The organism is Pseudomonas extremorientalis, assembly GCF_024584605.1.
Lineage (GTDB): Bacteria > Pseudomonadota > Gammaproteobacteria > Pseudomonadales > Pseudomonadaceae > Aquipseudomonas > Aquipseudomonas extremorientalis.
The window spans coordinates 929965-946423 of record NZ_CP089519.1 but is presented as its reverse complement, the minus strand read 5'-3'; the positions used below and the strand labels follow the sequence as shown (position 1 = coordinate 946423).

Below are 16459 nucleotides of genomic sequence, written 5' to 3'. Positions count from 1 at the left end.
TGGGTGGTATTATTGCGCTGTGCGCCTGGCACGTCCTTGGCTAAACTGGCGCATTCCTTGTCGAGAAACTGCCCATCATGCTTCGTCTACTGTTCTGGATTGCCGTCATTGCCGCCGCAGTATGGTTCTGGCGCAAGTTCAAAAGCCCGGCCGCCAGGCCGCAGCGGGCCAGCGAGCCCGACGCGGCCCTGATGGTGCGCTGCGCTCACTGCGGCGTGCATTTGCCGCAGGATCGCGCCTTGAGCTCACGCCAGGAGTGGTATTGCACCCAGGCGCACCTGGAGCAAGGGCCGAAATCTATCCAGCGTTGATCCGACCTTCCGGCGCATAAGGCGCAGGGTCGATGATCGGCGCACGTGCCAGTAGCAGGTCAGCAAACAATTGGCAGGACGCCGGCGCAAGCACCAGGCCGTTGCGGTAATGCCCGCAGTTGAGCCAGAGGCCATTGAAGCCCGGCACCCGGCCTATATAGGGAATGCCTTCCGGCGAACCGGGGCGTAGCCCGGCCCAATGTCCGGCCACCTCGGCGTCCGCCAGGGCGGGGATCAACTCCACCGCTGACGCTTTGAGGCTTTCCAGCGCGGTCAGGGTGGGGGTCTTGTCGAAGCCTTCATGTTCCAGGGTACTGCCGATCAGAATGTGCCCGTCCCGCCGAGGAATCGCATAGCGGCCCTTGGCCAAGACCATGCACGACAGGAAGTCCGAGGCGCATTTGTACAGAATCATCTGGCCTTTGACCGGTTCGACCGGCAGCGACAGGCCCAACGTGCCGAGCAACTCACCGCTCCAGGCGCCGGCGGCCAATACGACCTGATCGCCGAAGATCGACCCATCAGCTGTGTTCACGCCCACGACATTACCCGCATCCAGGACAAAACCAGTCACTTCGCACTGTTCATGAATGGTCACGCCAGGCAGCGCCAGCAGGGCAGCCTTGAGGGATTTGACCAGGCGCGGGTTGCGTACATTGGCGACATCGGCCATGTAGATCGCCTGGGAGTAGCCGCCACCCAAGACCGGAACGGCGTCATGAGCGGCCGACACGTCCACTTTGCTCAAGGGTCGGCCTTCACGCGCGGCCCAAGCCAGCGCTTCGGCTTCGTCGTCCAGGTCCAGCCAGTACAGCCCAGTGGTGTGAACCTCCGGGTCAACGCCCGTCGCAGCAAACAGACGCTGCGCCAGCTGTGGATAAAAATCCTGGGACCAATGGGCCAGGGCCGTGACCGCCGGGCTGTAGCGCCACGGATACAGGGGCGAGACGATGCCGCCGCCCGCCCAGGAAGACTCCTGGCCCAACCCTGCGCGCTCCAGCAGCACCACCGACTGCCCCTGCGTGGCGAGGTTGAACGCCGTCAACAAGCCGATGACTCCGCCACCGACAATCACTACCTGCTGTTGCTTTGCCATCATTTGATCCAGCCGATAAATAGGAACAAGCGCACCCGGCGCCCAATCGTCGAGCACCCTCATCATTGCCCCCAGCACAGCTTGCGCGACATCTCCGGTGCAGCGCCCGGGTTGGTTCGCGTGCCCGTGCCGGTCAGGCCGAAGTCACCGCAAGGATCGCCAGCCATCACCGAGTCGGTGACCGGTGTGGCCACCAGTTGGAAGTCCTGAGGGTTCAATGCAGCGGTGATTCTATAGTGATCATTGCCTGCACTGACGCCGCCTGCATCAATAAAACTGCCGTTCCTCGCATAAAAACGCTCCAGGTGCTGGGCTTGCTCGGTCAACAGCGCGACGATTTCAGCGCGATAGACTTTTTTCAGATAGCCGGTGTATCCGGGGTAAGCAATCCCGGCCAGAACCGCAATGATCATCACGGCAATCAGTAACTCGATCAGGGTAAAACCCTGGCTGTCCATGCCCATTCCACTACTCCTTATTGAAGTTGTCGCCATGCCACTCGCCGAAACCGCGAGCCACCCTCCTCTTCTACCCGCGCATAGGTACTCTCCAGCACGGTGCGCAATTGCCCGTGCAGCCCGACTGCCGTCACTCGATACACCGCTGCTGGGATTTGCGCTGGCAAATGCGCGAGCCCTACCGCAGGCCCGAGGGATTGAACCCCGTATAAGCCGCCTTTCAGTGCCACCCAACTGATGCCTGAAACAGGGTCCACTCCAGGCCCGACCACCGAAAATGCCGCCTCCGGCGGTGCACAGTCGACGATCGATTGACATAACGGCAACGCTGCAAATGAACGCTGTATGGCAGATTCCCCGCGTCTCAGGCCACTCTCGGCACTTTGCAGCGACTGATTACGGTGCCAGAAACTACCGGCAATCTTTTGCTGAGTGAGCGCAGCCTGCATCGAGGACAAGCCGATCAGCGATAACAGCAGCAGCAACACCAGGCTGACCAGCAGCACCATGCCTGCCTGTCGTAGACGAAAACCTTCTGCAAGTGTCATGGCAGCCCTACCCCAGCCGGTTCCGCAGCGCCGCCACGACGGCGTAGGTCTGGTCTTTCACCCGGGCAGTCGGGTCTTGCAGCGTCATCACAATGCGCACGCTGCGTATCAAGGATTCGTCGGCGGGGCCGGCGTCGTAGCGCACCACCTCCGTTGACGCAGGCTTGGCCGACACACCAAAACTGATATCGAACGCCTTCACGTTATCCACCAATACCGCCTTGGCGGGTGATGCAGGCGTACTGAATTTCAACTGCCCTGCTTCGAAGGTGTAGGTAACTTGGCGTAACGCAAAACGGATTTGCCCGGGTGCCGATGCCGGGGCGCTTCCAGCGTAGGCCTGGGCGCTGCCAGTGCAATCGGACAACACAGTCCAGTCAGGCGTGCCGCCCCCAACGGCGACATCCGCGGTCACCAGCGTCAGCGAGGTTGATCCACCTCCGACACGCCAAGCGACAGGCCGGTCAAAAGCGGGCGGGGCGTTGTCGATAAACGCTGTCGCCAGACAGCCGAACATGCCCGCCTGACGGATATCCTGGAGCAGCTTGCCCAGCACAAACCGCGCATCATCCTGCATCAACAAAGCGGCCTGCTGGCTGGCGTTGGAGGCCCTGGTGTTGATTGCCACCTGGCTGGCCCAGAGCACCAGTACCAACCCCATCGCCAAGGCCAGCAGCAACTCCATCAGGCTGAAACCTCGAACAAGACACCTCATTGCGTCACTCCCGGTTCATCGCGGATGCGACTGGTCAGGGTGAAGGTTTCCCGGGCGCCCGGCCTGCCAGTACCTCGACTGTCATCCCAACTGATGCTGACCGTCACCTCGTCGCTACCGATCGACACCGATCCTTTGGCGCTCTCCCCGGCAAAACCGCGAATGTTGGCCTCGAAATCATGCAAGTCCAGGTCGCGCACACTGGCGGTAACGTTGCTGGCCAAGGCACGCTCGGTGCGCCCCCACGTGTAGTCGGCACCGGAATTGGCACGGATCCGGTCGAGCATGTCGTAGGCAATGAAACTGGCCTGGCTGATCATCCTGGAACTGTCGGTGTACTTGAGCGCATTGAGCTGGATCACCGCCGCGCCAAGCAGGCCAATGGTGAGAATCGACACTGCGACCAGCACTTCGATCAGTGTCGTACCGGCTTGGTCGCGGGATAAGGCATTGGGCAAAAAGGGGTTCGTACAGGCAAGCATTACCGTCGTCATCCGTGTCGAGGTCCAAAAAAAGAGCAGTTAAAACCTGCTGTGCGGCCCAAGACTAGCGCCGGTTTTTCACCTGCGCTGCAACCGGAACAAAGGGAAATACTTTGGACATGAAGGCCATCATCCGCCCCCCAGACGGGACGCTATACCTAGGACTGCACCCAAATCCACGGAGGGATGGCCCATGCAACAACGAGGTTTCACCTTGATCGAACTGCTGCTCGGGCTGATCGTGAGCGGCATCCTGGCCAACATGGCGCTGCCCAGCTTCAAGAGCCTGCTGGAATCACAGCAGCGACAGAGCGCGGCACATGCCTTGGTGCAAGGCCTGCGATATGCACGCACCGAAGCCATCGCACGCAACCGGGCGGTGGTTATTTACGCATTGAAGGACAATTGGGGCCTGGGGTGGCGGGTCATCGTGGACATCAGCGGGCGCGGCCCCCAGGACGATGACAACCCGGTGCTGCTGGAGCGCCAGGCCAGTGGGCAAGTGCTGATCGTGGGCAATGGGCCGCTCAAGACCCAGGTGCGCTTCAGCGGGCTGGGTGAACCCATCTTTTCAGGAGGAGGCTTCCGTGCCGGCACCGTGCATGTGTGTGCCACGGACCAGGCGCAGAGCCTGCACCAGGTAGTGCTGGCGCCCAGCGGGCGTATCAGCCTGCGCAGCGAGCGTGCCGAGCAGGCATTGTGCCGGAGTTGATCCGGCACACCGGGTCGTCACAGCAGCGAGCGAACCCGCAGCTCCTTGGGCATGGAGAACGTAATGTTTTCTTCGCGGCCAGCCAGTTCATCGGCACCGGTGGCGCCCCAGGCGTGCAACTGCTGGATAACGCCGCGCACCAGCACTTCCGGAGCGGAAGCACCCGCCGTGATGCCAATGCGCTCGACGCCATCGAACCAACTGCGCTGCATATCTTCGGCACCGTCGATCAGGTACGCCGGTGTTGCCATGCGCTCAGCCAACTCACGCAGGCGGTTGGAGTTGGAACTGTTGGGGCTGCCGACGACCAGGACCACATCACATTCGTCTGCCAGTTGCTTGACCGCGTCCTGGCGGTTCTGGGTGGCGTAGCAGATGTCGTCCTTGCGCGGGCCGCCAATGGCCGGGAAGCGACTGCGCAGCGCGTCGATCACGCGACTGGTGTCGTCCATGGACAGGGTGGTCTGGGTCACGAATGCCAGGCGCTCGGGGTTCTGTACCTGCAGGTTGGCGACATCCTTTTCGTCTTCCACCAGATAAATGGAGCCGCCATTGCTGGCATCGTACTGCCCCATGGTGCCTTCGACTTCCGGGTGGCCGGCGTGGCCGATCAGGATGCACTCGCGCCCGTCACGGCTATAGCGCGCGACTTCTATGTGCACCTTGGTGACCAGTGGGCAGGTAGCATCGAAGACTTTCAGGCCGCGGCCTGCCGCTTCGGTACGCACCGCCTGGGATACACCGTGGGCGCTGAAGATGACGATCACATCGTCTGGCACCTGGTCGAGCTCTTCGACAAAGATGGCGCCACGTGCACGCAGGTCTTCGACCACGAATTTGTTGTGGACGACTTCATGACGCACGTAAATCGGCGGCCCGAAGACTTCCAGGGCGCGGTTGACGATTTCGATCGCCCGGTCCACACCGGCGCAGAAGCCACGGGGGTTGGCGAGTTTGATTTGCATGCTGTGCCTCGTGTCTTGCCCTGTAGGAGCGAGCTTGCTCGCGAAGAGCGTTAACGGCGTCGCGTCCATTCTGGATAAATGCAGCGCCTTCGGGTCTTTCGCGAGCAAGCTCGCTCGTACAGTAGGCCAGAGTCGTCAGTTAGAGCGCTTTAACGTGGATGATTTCAACGTCAAAGGTCAAGGTTTTACCGGCCAACGGATGGTTGAAGTCGATGGTCACTTGCGCGTCATCAAAAGCTTTCACCACACCCGGCAGTTCGGTATTGGCCGCATCGTTGAAAATCACCAGCAGGCCTTCCGACAGGTCCATGTTCTGGAACTGCGAACGCGGGATGATCTGCACGTTTTGCGGATTGGGCTGGCCAAAGGCGTTTTCCGGCTGGATCTGCAGGGTGCGCTTGTCGCCGGCCTTGAAGCCGAACAGGGCCGCTTCGAAACCCGGCAGCAGGTTGCCGTCGCCGACCTTGAAGGTGGCCGGGGCTTTGTCGAACGTGCTGTCGACCGTGTCGCCATTCTCCAGGCGCAGTGCGAAATGCAAAGTGACTTCCGTGTTCTGGCCGATGCGTTGCTCAGCCAATACCTGATCAGTCATTGACGGTCTCTCCGGTTTTCTTGCTTTTGAACATATCCAGCGCCAGCATGATTGCACCGACGGTGATGGCGCTGTCGGCGAAGTTGAACGCCGGGAAGTAATGGCGGTTCTGCCAATGCACCAAGATGAAGTCGATCACATGGCCCAGGGCAATGCGGTCATACAGGTTGCCGAGCGCGCCGCCCAACACCAGGGCCAGGGCGATGGCCAGCCAGGTGTCATCGCGACCCAGGCGCTTGAGCCACACCACCAGCACCGCACTGACCACCACGGCGATCAGGGCAAACAGCCAGCGCTGCCAGCCACCGCTGTCAGCCAGGAAGCTGAAGGCGGCGCCGGTGTTGTAGGCCAGGGTCCAGCTGAAGTAATCCGGGATCACCACGATTTGCTGGAACATCTGCAGGGAGCCTTCGAAATGAGCCTTGCTGACCTGGTCGATGACCAGGACCAGCACACTCAGTACGAGCCAGCCCAGACGTCCGAAACGACTGGCGTTAGGCATAGTGGCGAACCTCGCCAGCGCCCGAGATATTGTCGACGCAACGACCGCAGATTTCCGGATGCTCAGGGTTCACGCCAACGTCCTCACGGCAGTGCCAGCAACGGGCGCATTTAGGGAAGGACGACTTGACGACTTTGAGCTTGAGGCCCGGCACTTCGGTGGCAACCGCGTCCGCCGGGGCCTGGGCGAATGGCGCCAGGCTCGCGGTTGAAGTGATCAGCACGAAACGCAGTTCGTTGCTCAGCTTGGCCAGGTCGGCGGTGAGACCGTCTTCGGCAAACAGGGTGACTTCGGCTTGCAGGTTGCCACCGACGGCCTTGGCCGCACGCTGTACTTCCAGCTCCTTGTTCACCGCAACCTTCACGGCCATCACGCCTTCCCAGTACTCGCGGCCCAGTTCGAAGTCGGCTGGCAGTTCGGTCAGGCCTTCGTACCAGGTATTGAGCATCACCGACTCATTGCGCTCGCCCGGCAGGTATTCCCACAGTTCGTCGGCGGTGAATGCCAGGATCGGCGCGATCCAGCGCACCAGCGCTTCGCTGATGTGATACAGCGCGGTTTGCGCCGACCGGCGCGCCTTGCTGTTGGCGCCGGTGGTGTACTGGCGGTCCTTGATGATGTCGAGGTAGAAACCACCCAACTCCTGCACGCAGAAGTTGTGGATCTTCGAGTAGACGTTCCAGAAACGGTATTCGCCGTAGTTTTCCTGCAACTCGCGTTGCAGCAACAGGGTACGGTCCACCGCCCAACGGTCCAGAGCAAGCATATCCTCGGCCGCCAGGCGGTCGGTGGCCGGGTTGAAACCGGTCAGGTTCGACAACAGGAAGCGCGCGGTATTACGGATACGACGGTAGGCATCGGCGCTGCGAGCCAGGATCTGGTCCGACACGGCGATCTCGCCCGAATAGTCGGTCGACGCGACCCACAGACGCATGATGTCGGCGCCCAGGGTGTCGTTGATCTTTTTCGGCTCGATCACGTTCTTCAGCGACTTGGACATCTTGCGGCCCGTCTCGTCGACGGTGAAGCCGTGGGTCAGCAGTTCGCGGTACGGCGCATGGTTGTCGATGGCGCAACCGGTCAGCAGCGACGAGTGGAACCACCCGCGGTGTTGGTCCGAACCTTCCAGGTACAGGTCGGCACGCGGGCCGGTTTCGTGCCCCATCGGGTGCGAGCCGCGCAGCACATGCCAGTGAGTGGTGCCCGAGTCGAACCACACGTCGAGGGTGTCGCTGATCTTGTCGTACTGCGGCGCTTCATCGCCCAGCAGTTCGGCGGCGTCCAGCTTGAACCAGGCTTCGATACCTTCCTGTTCGACGCGCTGGGCCACTTGTTCCATCAACTCGACGGTGCGTGGGTGCAGCTCGCCGCTTTCCTTGTTCAGGAAGAACGGGATCGGCACGCCCCAGTTACGCTGGCGCGAGATACACCAGTCAGGGCGGTTGGCGATCATCGAGTGCAGGCGCGCCTGGCCCCAGGCCGGGACGAACTTGGTGTCTTCGATGGCCTTGAGCGAGCGGACACGCAGGGTGTCGCCACTGACCGGCTCTTTGTCCATGCCGATGAACCACTGCGCGGTGGCGCGGTAGATCAGCGGGGTCTTGTGCCGCCAGCAGTGCATATAGCTGTGCTTGATGGTTTCGGTGTGCAGCAGCGAGCCGACTTCCGACAGTTTTTCGATGATCGAATCGTTTGCCTTGAAAATGAACTGGCCGCCGAAGAACTCCAGCGACGGTGCGTACACGCCGTTGCTCTGCACCGGGTTCAGGATGTCATCGTTGACCATGCCGTAGGCTTTGCAGGTCACGAAGTCGTCCACGCCATAAGCGGGCGCGGAGTGAACGATGCCGGTGCCGGCGCCCAGTTCAACGTAGTCCGCCAGGTAAACTGGAGACAGACGGTCATAGAACGGGTGACGGAAATTGATCAGTTCCAAAGCGGAGCCGGTGGTGGTGGCGATGACCGACCCTTGCAGCTCGTAGCGGGCCAGGCAGGCTTCGACCATTTCTTCGGCCAGCACCAGCAGGCGGTCACCGACGTCCACCAGGGCGTAGGTGAATTCCGGGTGCACGTTCAGCGCCTGGTTGGCCGGGATGGTCCACGGGGTGGTGGTCCAGATCACGATGGCGGCTGGCTTGGCCAGCGAAGACAGACCAAAGGCCTCGGCCAGCTTGGCGTCGTCGGCGATCGGGAAGGCCACGTCGATGGTCGAGGACTTCTTGTCTTCGTACTCGACTTCCGCTTCAGCCAGGGCCGAACCACAGTCGAAGCACCAGTTCACGGGCTTGAGGCCCTTGAACACGAAACCGCCCTTGACGATTTCGGCCAAGGCGCGGATTTCACCGGCCTCGTTCTTGAAGTTCATGGTCTTGTAGGGGTTATCCCACTCGCCGAGCACGCCCAGGCGGATGAACTCGGACTTCTGTCCTTCGATCTGCTCGGTGGCGTAGGCACGGCACAGTTCGCGGGTTTTATCCGCGCCCAGGTTCTTGCCGTAGGTCACTTCGACTTTGTGTTCGATCGGCAGGCCGTGGCAGTCCCAACCCGGGACATAAGGCGCGTCGAAGCCCGACAGGGTTTTCGAACGCAGGATCATGTCCTTGAGAATCTTGTTCAGCGCATGACCGATGTGAATCGTGCCGTTGGCATAAGGAGGGCCGTCGTGCAGGACGAATTTCGGACGATCCTTGCCAATCTCGCGCAACTTTCCGTACAGGCCAATACTGTCCCAGCGCTGCAGGATCTGCGGTTCGCGCTGTGGCAGGCCGGCCTTCATTGGGAAGGCGGTGTCCGGAAGGTTTAGCGTGGCTTTATAGTCGGTCATTTAAGGCTCTTCGGTTAGCGATGGGCGCTAGGTGCGGCTAGTGCACGGGCGGCGGCGACATCCGCATTGATCGCCGTTTTCAACGCCTCAAGGGAGGCGAAACGCTGCTCTTCACGCAGCTTTTGGTGGAAAACCACCGTCAAACGCCGGTCATACAGATCACCGGCAAAATCCAGCAGGTGTACTTCCAGGTGGGCCTTGCCATCACCTGCAACCGTGGGCCTGACGCCTATGTTGGCGACTCCCGGCCACGATTGGCCTTCGATGTCGACGCTCACCAGGTAAACCCCGGTCAGCGGCACACGACGGCGCTTGAGTTGCACGTTGGCGGTTGGCGTGCCCAGTTGGCGTGCCAGCTTCTGGCCGTGCAGGACCCGTCCGGCAATGCGGAACGGACGACCGAGCAAACGCTCGGCCAAGGCGAAGTCGGCAGCGGCCAGTGCGTTACGCACCTGGGTACTGCTCACGCGCAGGCCGTCCAATTCGACGGTTTGCGCGGCTTCGACGGTAAAACCCTGGTTGACGCCGGCTTGTTGCAGGAAATCGAAATCCCCGACGCGGTCGCAACCGAAACGGAAGTCGTCGCCGACCTCCAAATGCTGTACGCCCAGGCCATCGACCAGGATGCGGTCGACGAACTCGGCCGCACTGAGGCTTTGCAAACGCTGGTTGAAAGCCAGGCAGAGGACGCGGTCCACGCCCTCTTCAGCCAGCAACTGCAGCTTGTCGCGCAGACGGGCCAGGCGTGCCGGCGCAGTCTCGGGCGTAAAGTATTCGCGCGGCTGCGGCTCGAAAATCACCACGCAGCTGGGCACGCCCAACTCGACCGCACGTTCGCGCAGCCGGGCCAGGATAGCCTGGTGGCCACGGTGAACACCGTCAAAGTTGCCAATAGTGGCGACGCAGCCCCGATGCTCGGGGCGCAGGTTGTGGAGACCTCGAACCAGCTGCATAACGCGCTTCTTGCTCATAAAGTGGTCGATTATAACCACACCCGGCCCCGGACGACAGGCAACTGAACAGGCCAAATGGGTCGAATCGATAAAACAACCGTTTTATCGCGGCAAACTCTCTAACCCAGGGACTTGCGATTGAAATCCCGCAGGCGGAAGCCTTGCAGCAGCAACATCCCGAAGTACACCACCACACCGGCAACGACCAGCGCACCCAGGCGCAGGAAGCGCTCCAGCATATGGCCCTCATCCCAAGCGGGCATGAAGTGCATCAACCCCAGCAACACGGCCGACATCGCCCCGACCGCCACCAGCAGCTTGAGGGTGAACAGACACCAGCCGGCCTGTGGCTGGAACATCTGCTGCTTGCGCAACTGGTAAAACAAAAGCCCTGCGTTGATGCACGCGCCCGCACTGATGGCCAGGGCCAGGCCGGCATGGGCCAGCGGACCGATAAACACCAGGTTGAGCAGTTGCGTGACGATCAGCGTGAAAATCGCGATTTTCACTGGTGTACGGATGTTTTGCTGGGCGTAGAAGCCTGGGGCGAGCACTTTGATCACGATGATGCCGAGCAAGCCAACGGAATAGGCGACCAAGGCATGTTGCGTCATCAGTGCGTCGTGGGCATCGAATTGGCCGTATTGAAACAGTGACACAGTCAGCGGCTCAGCCAGGATCCCCAGGGCCAGTGCGCACGGCAACACCAGCACGAAGCACAGGCGCAGGCCCCAATCGAGGATGCGCGAGTATTCCTGGCGGTCCTTGCTGGCGTAGGTGCGCGACAGGGTCGGCAACAAAATCGTGCCCAGGGCCACGCCGAGCACGCCGGACGGCAGCTCCATCAGGCGGTCGGCGTAGTACATCCACGACACCGAGCCCGATACCAGCAGCGAGGCGAACGCCGTGTTGATGATCAGGGAAATCTGGCTCACGGAAACACCCAGGATCGCCGGCAGCATATTGCGCATCACGCGCCATACGCCAGTGTCCTTGAGGTTCAGGCGTGGCAATACGAGCATGCCGATCTTTTTCAGGTGTGGCAGTTGGTAGAGCAGTTGCGCCAGGCCACCGGCCAATACGGCCCAGCCGAGCGCCATCACTGGCGGGTCGAAGTACGGCGTGAGAAACAGCGCGAAGATGATCATGCTGACGTTCAGCAGGGTCGGCACGAAGGCTGGCACCGAGAAGCGGTTCCAGGTATTGAGGATCGCCCCGGCCAGGGATGACAGGGAGATCAGCAATATATAAGGAAAGGTCACTCGCAGCAGATCAGTGGTGAGCGCGAATTTTTCCGGGGTATTGGCAAAACCGGGGGCCGTGGCCCAGATCACCCAGGGGGCGGCGAGCATGCCAAGGATGGTCACCAGCATCAGCACCAGGGTCAACAGGCCGCAGACGTACGCGATGAAGGTACGGGTGGCTTCTTCGCCTTGCTGGGTCTTGTACTCGGCCAGGATCGGCACGAATGCCTGGGAGAACGCACCTTCAGCGAAGATCCGCCGCAGCAGGTTGGGCAATTTAAACGCAATAAAGAAGGCATCCGTGGCCATGCTGGCGCCAAAAATGCGCGCCAGCAGGGTGTCACGCACAAACCCCAGGACCCGGGAGATCATCGTGATAGAGCTGACGGCGGCCAACGATTTGAGCAGATTCATTGAAAGAGTTTGCGCCTTTAGATAAAGAGCAGGCGTACAAAGCGCCCACTTATGCGATACTGCGCGCCTGCAACAGCACAGAGCCAAAGCTCGCGAGTTTACAGGTCAAGCGCCGGAAATAAATCACCCGCCTCTTCAGATCGACCACTCAGCAGTTCGCATCAGCCGCCCTTGACAACCCATCAAGTCATCGGCATGATTCGCGGCCTATTTTGTTTGCTATTTCCTAAAAAGTCTTTCGAGGAGCTCGACGGTGGCCAACACACCTTCCGCCAAAAAACGTGCAAAACAGGCTGAGAAGCGTCGCAGCCACAACGCCAGCCTGCGTTCCATGGTTCGTACCTACATCAAGAATGTAGTTAAAGCCATCGACACCAAAGACGCTGAAAAAGCCCAAGCTGCTTACGTTCTGGCTGTGCCAGTTATCGACCGTATGGCCGATAAAGGCATCATCCACAAGAACAAGGCCGCTCGCCATAAGAGCCGCCTGAATGGCCACATCAAGGCTCTGAGCGTTGCTGCTGCAGCCTAAGTGGTAACAACTGCCACGCAGCCCCGGTTGCGAAACAGTTAAGAAATGCCCCGTACCGAAAGGTCCGGGGCATTTTTGTTGTGGGAGGTGGCAAGCCCCCTCCCACATTTTTTCAAGCGCAAAAAAACGCCCCGAACCAGTCGGGGCGTTTTTGCTACCGATTGATCAAACCACAATCAATGGTGGTGACCGCCTTCACCGTGAACGTGGCCGTGAGCCACTTCTTCCTGGGAAGCGTCGCGGATGGCAACGATCTTCACTTGGAAGTTCAGGCGCTGACCAGCCAGCGGGTGGTTGCCGTCGACGGTGACGTCGTCGCCGTCCAGATCACGGATGGTGACGATCTGCATTTGGCCGTCCGGCGCGGAAGCGTGGAACTGCATGCCCACTTCCAGCTCGTCGACACCTTCGAACATGCTGCGGCTCAGGGTGCTGACCAGTTCGGCCGAGTACTCGCCGTAGGCATCTTCAGGTTCTACGGCAACGGTCAGCTCATCACCGACGCTCTTGCCTTCCAGGGCCTTTTCCAGGCCTGGGATGATGTTACCTGCGCCTTGCAGGTAGACCAGCGGCGCGCCGCCGGCTGAGCTGTCGATGACCTCACCAGCGTCGTTGGTCAGGGTATAGTCGATGGAGACAGCCTTGTTAGCGGCGATCGTCATGGGGCGAGACCTTTTGCATAAGAATGAAGAACGGACAAGTCTAAACAAGGATTTGCCCGAAAGCGAACAGAACCCGGACAGACGGGGCCGATCAACGGCATCCTTCATCATCGGGTTCCACCAGGACGACGACCAGCACTGGGTTGCCGAGCTGTCCTGCGGCCACACCCAGCACCTGCGCCACCAGCCGCCGTGGCAGTCACGCGCCTGGGTGCTGGACCCCGTGCAACGTATTGAAAAAATAGGCCAGCCCTTTGCCTGCGGCTGGTGTGCGCGGGAGCGCGAATAACGATAACCTTGGCGCCTGATTCGCGGTAGACGCTCAGCCATAGAGCGCCACCCAAGCCATGCACCTCCAGAGAATCCGCATGCAGACTTTTTTTATCGCGCCCACCGATTTTGGTGTGGGTCTGACCTCCATCAGCCTTGGGCTGGTGCGTACCCTTGAACGGGCCGGGCTGAAAGTCGGTTTTTTCAAGCCGATTGCCCAGCCGCACCCCGGCGACACCGGCCCCGAGCGCTCCACCGAACTGATGGCGCGCACTCACGGCCTCAAGCCGCCGCAGCCGCTGGGCCTGGCCCACGTAGAGCGCATGCTCGGCGACGGCCAGCTCGACGAGTTGCTCGAAGAGATCATCACGCTGTACCAGCAAGCCGCCGTGGGCAAGGACGTATTGATCGTCGAAGGCATGGTGCCCACCCGCAGCGCCAGCTATGCGGCGCGGGTCAACCTGCACCTGGCCAAGAGCCTGGATGCGGAAGTGATCCTGGTGTCTGCCCCGGAAAACGAGGTGCTCACCGAACTCTCAGGTCGCGTGGAATTGCAGGCCCAACTGTTCGGCGGCCCGAAAGACCCGAAAGTGCTCGGCGTGATCCTCAACAAAGTGCGCACCGACGAAAGCATGGAAGCCTTCTCGGCTCGCCTGAAAGAACATTCGCCGCTGTTGCGCAGCGGTGATTTCCGCCTGCTCGGCTGCATTCCCTATCAACCGGAACTCAACGCACCGCGTACCCGCGACGTGGCCGACCTGATGGGCGCGCAGATCCTCAACGCTGGCGACTACGAAACCCGGCGCATGACCAAGATCATCATTTGCGCGCGCACCATGCGCAACACCGTGGAGCTGCTCAAGCCCGGCGTGCTGGTGGTGACCCCCGGCGACCGCGACGACATCATCCTCGCCGTCAGCCTGGCCGCGATCAACGGCGTCCCCCTGGCCGGCCTGCTGCTGACCAGCGACACCCTGCCCGACCCACGCATCATGGAGCTGTGCCGTGGCGCGTTCCAGGCCGGGCTACCGGTGCTGTCGGTGAGTACCGGCTCCTACGACACCGCCAACCAGCTCAACAGCCTCAACAAGGAAATCCCGATTGATGACCGCGAGCGCGCGGAAATCATCACGGATTTCGTCGCCAGCCACCTCGATGCGCGCTGGCTGCACCAACGTTGCGGCACACCACGGGAAATGCGCCTGTCGCCGGCGGTGTTCCGCTACCAGCTGATCCAGCGCGCCCAGGCTGCCAACAAACGCATCGTGTTGCCCGAAGGCAGCGAGCCGCTGACCGTGCAAGCCGCCGCGATCTGCCAGGCACGGGGCATTGCCCGGTGCGTGCTGCTGGCCAAGCCGGCTGATGTGGAAGCGGTTGCCCGCGCCCAGGGCATCGAATTGCCCGAAGGCCTGGAGATTCTCGACCCGGACCTGATCCGCCAACGCTATGTCGAGCCGATGGTGGCGCTGCGCAAGAGCAAAAGCCTCAACGCCCCCATGGCTGAGCAACAGCTGGAAGACACCGTGGTGATCGCCACCATGATGCTCGCACTGGATGAGGTGGACGGCCTGGTGTCTGGCGTCATTCACTCCACCGCCAACACCATCCGCCCTGCCCTGCAGCTGATCAAGACCGCACCGGGCTGCACCCTGGTGTCATCGGTGTTCTTCATGCTTTTCCCCGAGCAGGTGCTGGTGTACGGCGACTGCGTGATGAACCCGCACCCGAGCGCCGCCGAACTGGCGGAGATCGCCCTGCAAAGCGCTGACTCGGCGGCTGCGTTCGGCATCACCCCGCGCGTGGCGATGATTAGCTATTCCAGCGGCGATTCGGCCAGCGGCGAGGAAGTGGAAAAAGTCCGCGAAGCTACCCTGCTCGCCCACGAACAGCAAAGCTCGCTGCTGATCGACGGCCCGCTGCAATACGACGCCGCCGCCAACGAAAACGTGGCCCGGCAATTGGCCCCCAACAGCCAGGTCGCCGGCAAGGCCACAGTGTTTGTGTTCCCCGACCTGAACACCGGCAACACCACGCACAAGGCCGTGCAGCGCAGTGCCGATTGCGTGAGCCTGGGGCCGATGCTCCAGGGCCTGCGCAAACCGGTCAACGACCTGCCGCGCGGCGCCCAGGTGGACGACATCGTGTACACCATCGCACTGACTGCGATCCAAGCCGCCAACCGACCTATGGATATCTAAATGCTGGATTTTCTACCTGCCGCCGTGCGCGGGGTGATCGCGTCGCTGTTGTTGGCGCTGAATACGATCCTGTTGTGTTCGTTCCTGTTTATCGTGGCGTTGTTCAAGGCCTTGCCGTTTGCCAAGCGCTTCAGCGAATGGCTGATGAACCACACCCATGAGGCCTGGGTGACCAACAACAAGGGCTGGATGAACCTGGTACGGCGCACCCGCTGGCACATCACCGGGCTGGAAGGGCTGGACTACCAGCACTCGTACCTGGTGACCAGCAACCACCAGAGCTGGGTCGACATCATGGTGCTGCAATACGTGCTGAACCGGCGGATTCGCCCACTGAAGTTCTTCCTCAAGCAGGAGCTGATCTGGGTGCCGGTAATTGGCCTGGCGTGGTGGGCGCTGGGCTTCCCGTTCATGAAGCGCTACACCAAGGCCTACCTGGAAAAACACCCGGAAAAGAAAGGCAAGGACCTGGAAACCACCCGCAAGACCTGTGCGAAGTTTCGCGACAACCCGGTGGGTATTTTCAACTTTGCCGAGGGCACACGGTTTACTGCCGGTAAACATGCCCAGCAGAAATCGCCGTTCCGCTACCTGCTCAAGCCCAAGGCCGGAGGCATCGCGTTTGTGCTGGATGCCATGGGGGAGCAGTTGAAGTCACTGGTGAACGTGACCATTCACTACCCGGCTGGGCGCCCAGGTTATTGGGATTTGCTGTGCGGGAATGTGCGGGACGTGGTGGTGCAGTTTGAAGAGGTGCAGATCCCGGCCGAATTCATTGGCAAGAATTATGAGCAGGATGGGGATTATCGGTTGGCGTTCCAGGGGTGGATCAATCGGTTGTGGGAAGACAAGGACCAACTGCTGGAAAAGCTGCACAAAGACTTCCCAGGTAAACAGTGATCAAAATGTGGGAGCTGGCTTGCCTGCGAAAGCGGTGGATCTGTTGTAAATATATCAACTGGCAGACCGCTATCGCAGGCA

General features: G+C 61.0%; 17 protein-coding genes and 1 pseudogene. 6 read left to right on the top strand and 12 right to left on the bottom strand.

From position 1 onward, the window contains the following. Window positions 1–77 precede the first annotated feature (77 nt). Window positions 78–311, top strand: coding sequence for a PP0621 family protein (locus LUU92_RS04095; RefSeq protein ID WP_058423070.1), 234 nt, complete (start codon window positions 78–80; stop codon window positions 309–311). Here the strand turns inward: LUU92_RS04095 and thiO are convergent. The 5 genes from thiO to pilV form a co-directional block, all read right to left on the bottom strand. Beyond that, window positions 298–1407, bottom strand: a complete 1110-nt coding sequence (gene thiO, locus LUU92_RS04090; protein ID WP_257103194.1) for a glycine oxidase ThiO — start codon at window positions 1405–1407, stop codon at window positions 298–300. The two genes, LUU92_RS04095 and thiO, sit on opposite strands and share 14 nt — an antisense overlap. Before the next feature lie 62 nt (window positions 1408–1469). Further along, window positions 1470–1871 carry a type IV pilin protein gene (locus LUU92_RS04085; RefSeq protein ID WP_071491074.1) on the bottom strand — a complete coding sequence of 134 codons (402 nt, stop codon included), beginning with the start codon at window positions 1869–1871 and terminating at the stop codon, window positions 1470–1472. An 11-nt stretch (window positions 1872–1882) separates the two neighbouring features. Further along, a complete protein-coding gene (locus tag LUU92_RS04080) occupies window positions 1883–2413 on the bottom strand; it encodes a pilus assembly PilX family protein (RefSeq protein ID WP_071491073.1) in 531 nt (176 codons plus the stop codon). Window positions 2414–2420: 7 nt separating this feature from the next. Next, window positions 2421–3128, bottom strand: coding sequence for a PilW family protein (locus LUU92_RS04075; protein WP_071491072.1), 708 nt, complete (start codon window positions 3126–3128; stop codon window positions 2421–2423). Further along, complete coding sequence (gene pilV, locus LUU92_RS04070; RefSeq protein WP_071491071.1) at window positions 3125–3610, bottom strand: type IV pilus modification protein PilV; 486 nt, start codon at window positions 3608–3610, stop codon at window positions 3125–3127. The genes LUU92_RS04075 and pilV overlap by 4 nt, the downstream gene beginning before the upstream one ends. Window positions 3611–3803: 193 nt before the next feature. On the opposite strand from pilV, the pseudogene LUU92_RS04065 reads away from it, so the two are divergent. Beyond that, a pseudogene (locus tag LUU92_RS04065) lies at window positions 3804–4386 on the top strand (GspH/FimT family pseudopilin). On the opposite strand, the gene ispH reads toward LUU92_RS04065, so the two are convergent. The 6 genes from ispH to murJ all read right to left on the bottom strand — a co-directional run bounded on the left by ispH (window position 4340) and on the right by murJ (window position 11816). Next, window positions 4340–5287: a 4-hydroxy-3-methylbut-2-enyl diphosphate reductase gene (gene ispH, locus LUU92_RS04060; protein WP_071491070.1), complete on the bottom strand. Its 948-nt coding sequence runs from the start codon at window positions 5285–5287 to the stop codon at window positions 4340–4342. The pseudogene LUU92_RS04065 and the gene ispH overlap by 47 nt on opposite strands. Before the next feature lie 139 nt (window positions 5288–5426). After that, window positions 5427–5864, bottom strand: coding sequence for an FKBP-type peptidyl-prolyl cis-trans isomerase (gene fkpB, locus LUU92_RS04055; protein WP_173668615.1), 438 nt, complete (start codon window positions 5862–5864; stop codon window positions 5427–5429). Window positions 5865–5871: 7 nt separating this feature from the next. Beyond that, window positions 5872–6381, bottom strand: coding sequence for a signal peptidase II (gene lspA, locus LUU92_RS04050; RefSeq protein ID WP_058423077.1), 510 nt, complete (start codon window positions 6379–6381; stop codon window positions 5872–5874). Continuing rightward, window positions 6374–9205: an isoleucine--tRNA ligase gene (ileS, locus tag LUU92_RS04045; protein ID WP_071491068.1), complete on the bottom strand. Its 2832-nt coding sequence runs from the start codon at window positions 9203–9205 to the stop codon at window positions 6374–6376. The genes lspA and ileS overlap by 8 nt, the downstream gene beginning before the upstream one ends. Window positions 9206–9219: 14 nt before the next feature. Beyond that, window positions 9220–10158 (bottom strand): bifunctional riboflavin kinase/FAD synthetase, encoded by a 939-nt coding sequence (gene ribF, locus LUU92_RS04040; RefSeq protein WP_071491067.1) that lies wholly within the window; start codon window positions 10156–10158, stop codon window positions 9220–9222. A gap of 119 nt (window positions 10159–10277) precedes the next feature. Next, on the bottom strand, window positions 10278–11816 hold the full coding sequence (gene murJ, locus LUU92_RS04035; RefSeq protein ID WP_071491066.1) for a murein biosynthesis integral membrane protein MurJ: 1539 nt from the start codon (window positions 11814–11816) through the stop codon (window positions 10278–10280). A 253-nt stretch (window positions 11817–12069) separates the two neighbouring features. Here murJ and rpsT point away from each other — a divergent pair, with 253 nt between their 5' ends. After that, window positions 12070–12348, top strand: a complete 279-nt coding sequence (gene rpsT / locus LUU92_RS04030; protein WP_016976313.1) for a 30S ribosomal protein S20 — start codon at window positions 12070–12072, stop codon at window positions 12346–12348. 176 nt (window positions 12349–12524) lie between these two features. Here the strand turns inward: rpsT and LUU92_RS04025 are convergent, their stop codons facing one another. Then, window positions 12525–13010 carry an FKBP-type peptidyl-prolyl cis-trans isomerase gene (locus LUU92_RS04025; RefSeq protein WP_027606858.1) on the bottom strand — a complete coding sequence of 162 codons (486 nt, stop codon included), beginning with the start codon at window positions 13008–13010 and terminating at the stop codon, window positions 12525–12527. On the opposite strand from LUU92_RS04025, the gene LUU92_RS04020 reads away from it, so the two are divergent. The 3 genes from LUU92_RS04020 (at window position 13009) to yihG (ending at window position 16378) form a co-directional block, all read left to right on the top strand. Further along, entirely contained in the window at window positions 13009–13299 is a 291-nt protein-coding gene (locus LUU92_RS04020; RefSeq protein ID WP_071491065.1) for a DUF3565 domain-containing protein, read from the top strand. The genes LUU92_RS04025 and LUU92_RS04020 overlap by 2 nt on opposite strands. Window positions 13300–13378: 79 nt before the next feature. Then, window positions 13379–15478 (top strand): phosphate acetyltransferase, encoded by a 2100-nt coding sequence (gene pta, locus LUU92_RS04015; RefSeq protein ID WP_071491064.1) that lies wholly within the window; start codon window positions 13379–13381, stop codon window positions 15476–15478. Continuing rightward, window positions 15479–16378, top strand: coding sequence for a 1-acylglycerol-3-phosphate O-acyltransferase, YihG family (gene yihG, locus LUU92_RS04010; RefSeq protein ID WP_222540955.1), 900 nt, complete (start codon window positions 15479–15481; stop codon window positions 16376–16378). The last annotated feature ends 81 nt before the right edge of the window (window positions 16379–16459 follow it).

Coding starts and splice junctions, on each gene's coding strand:
- LUU92_RS04095 (WP_058423070.1), top strand. CDS start 78: ATGCTTCGTCTACTGTTCTGGATTGCCGTCATTGCCGCCGCAGTATGG.
- thiO (WP_257103194.1), bottom strand. CDS start 1,407: ATGGCAAAGCAACAGCAGGTAGTGATTGTCGGTGGCGGAGTCATCGGC.
- LUU92_RS04085 (WP_071491074.1), bottom strand. CDS start 1,871: ATGGGCATGGACAGCCAGGGTTTTACCCTGATCGAGTTACTGATTGCC.
- LUU92_RS04080 (WP_071491073.1), bottom strand. CDS start 2,413: ATGACACTTGCAGAAGGTTTTCGTCTACGACAGGCAGGCATGGTGCTG.
- LUU92_RS04075 (WP_071491072.1), bottom strand. CDS start 3,128: ATGAGGTGTCTTGTTCGAGGTTTCAGCCTGATGGAGTTGCTGCTGGCC.
- pilV (WP_071491071.1), bottom strand. CDS start 3,610: ATGCTTGCCTGTACGAACCCCTTTTTGCCCAATGCCTTATCCCGCGAC.
- ispH (WP_071491070.1), bottom strand. CDS start 5,287: ATGCAAATCAAACTCGCCAACCCCCGTGGCTTCTGCGCCGGTGTGGAC.
- lspA (WP_058423077.1), bottom strand. CDS start 6,381: ATGCCTAACGCCAGTCGTTTCGGACGTCTGGGCTGGCTCGTACTGAGT.
- ileS (WP_071491068.1), bottom strand. CDS start 9,205: ATGACCGACTATAAAGCCACGCTAAACCTTCCGGACACCGCCTTCCCA.
- ribF (WP_071491067.1), bottom strand. CDS start 10,158: ATGCAGCTGGTTCGAGGTCTCCACAACCTGCGCCCCGAGCATCGGGGC.
- murJ (WP_071491066.1), bottom strand. CDS start 11,816: ATGAATCTGCTCAAATCGTTGGCCGCCGTCAGCTCTATCACGATGATC.
- LUU92_RS04020 (WP_071491065.1), top strand. CDS start 13,009: ATGGGGCGAGACCTTTTGCATAAGAATGAAGAACGGACAAGTCTAAAC.
- LUU92_RS04025 (WP_027606858.1), bottom strand. CDS start 13,010: ATGACGATCGCCGCTAACAAGGCTGTCTCCATCGACTATACCCTGACC.
- pta (WP_071491064.1), top strand. CDS start 13,379: ATGCAGACTTTTTTTATCGCGCCCACCGATTTTGGTGTGGGTCTGACC.
- yihG (WP_222540955.1), top strand. CDS start 15,479: ATGCTGGATTTTCTACCTGCCGCCGTGCGCGGGGTGATCGCGTCGCTG.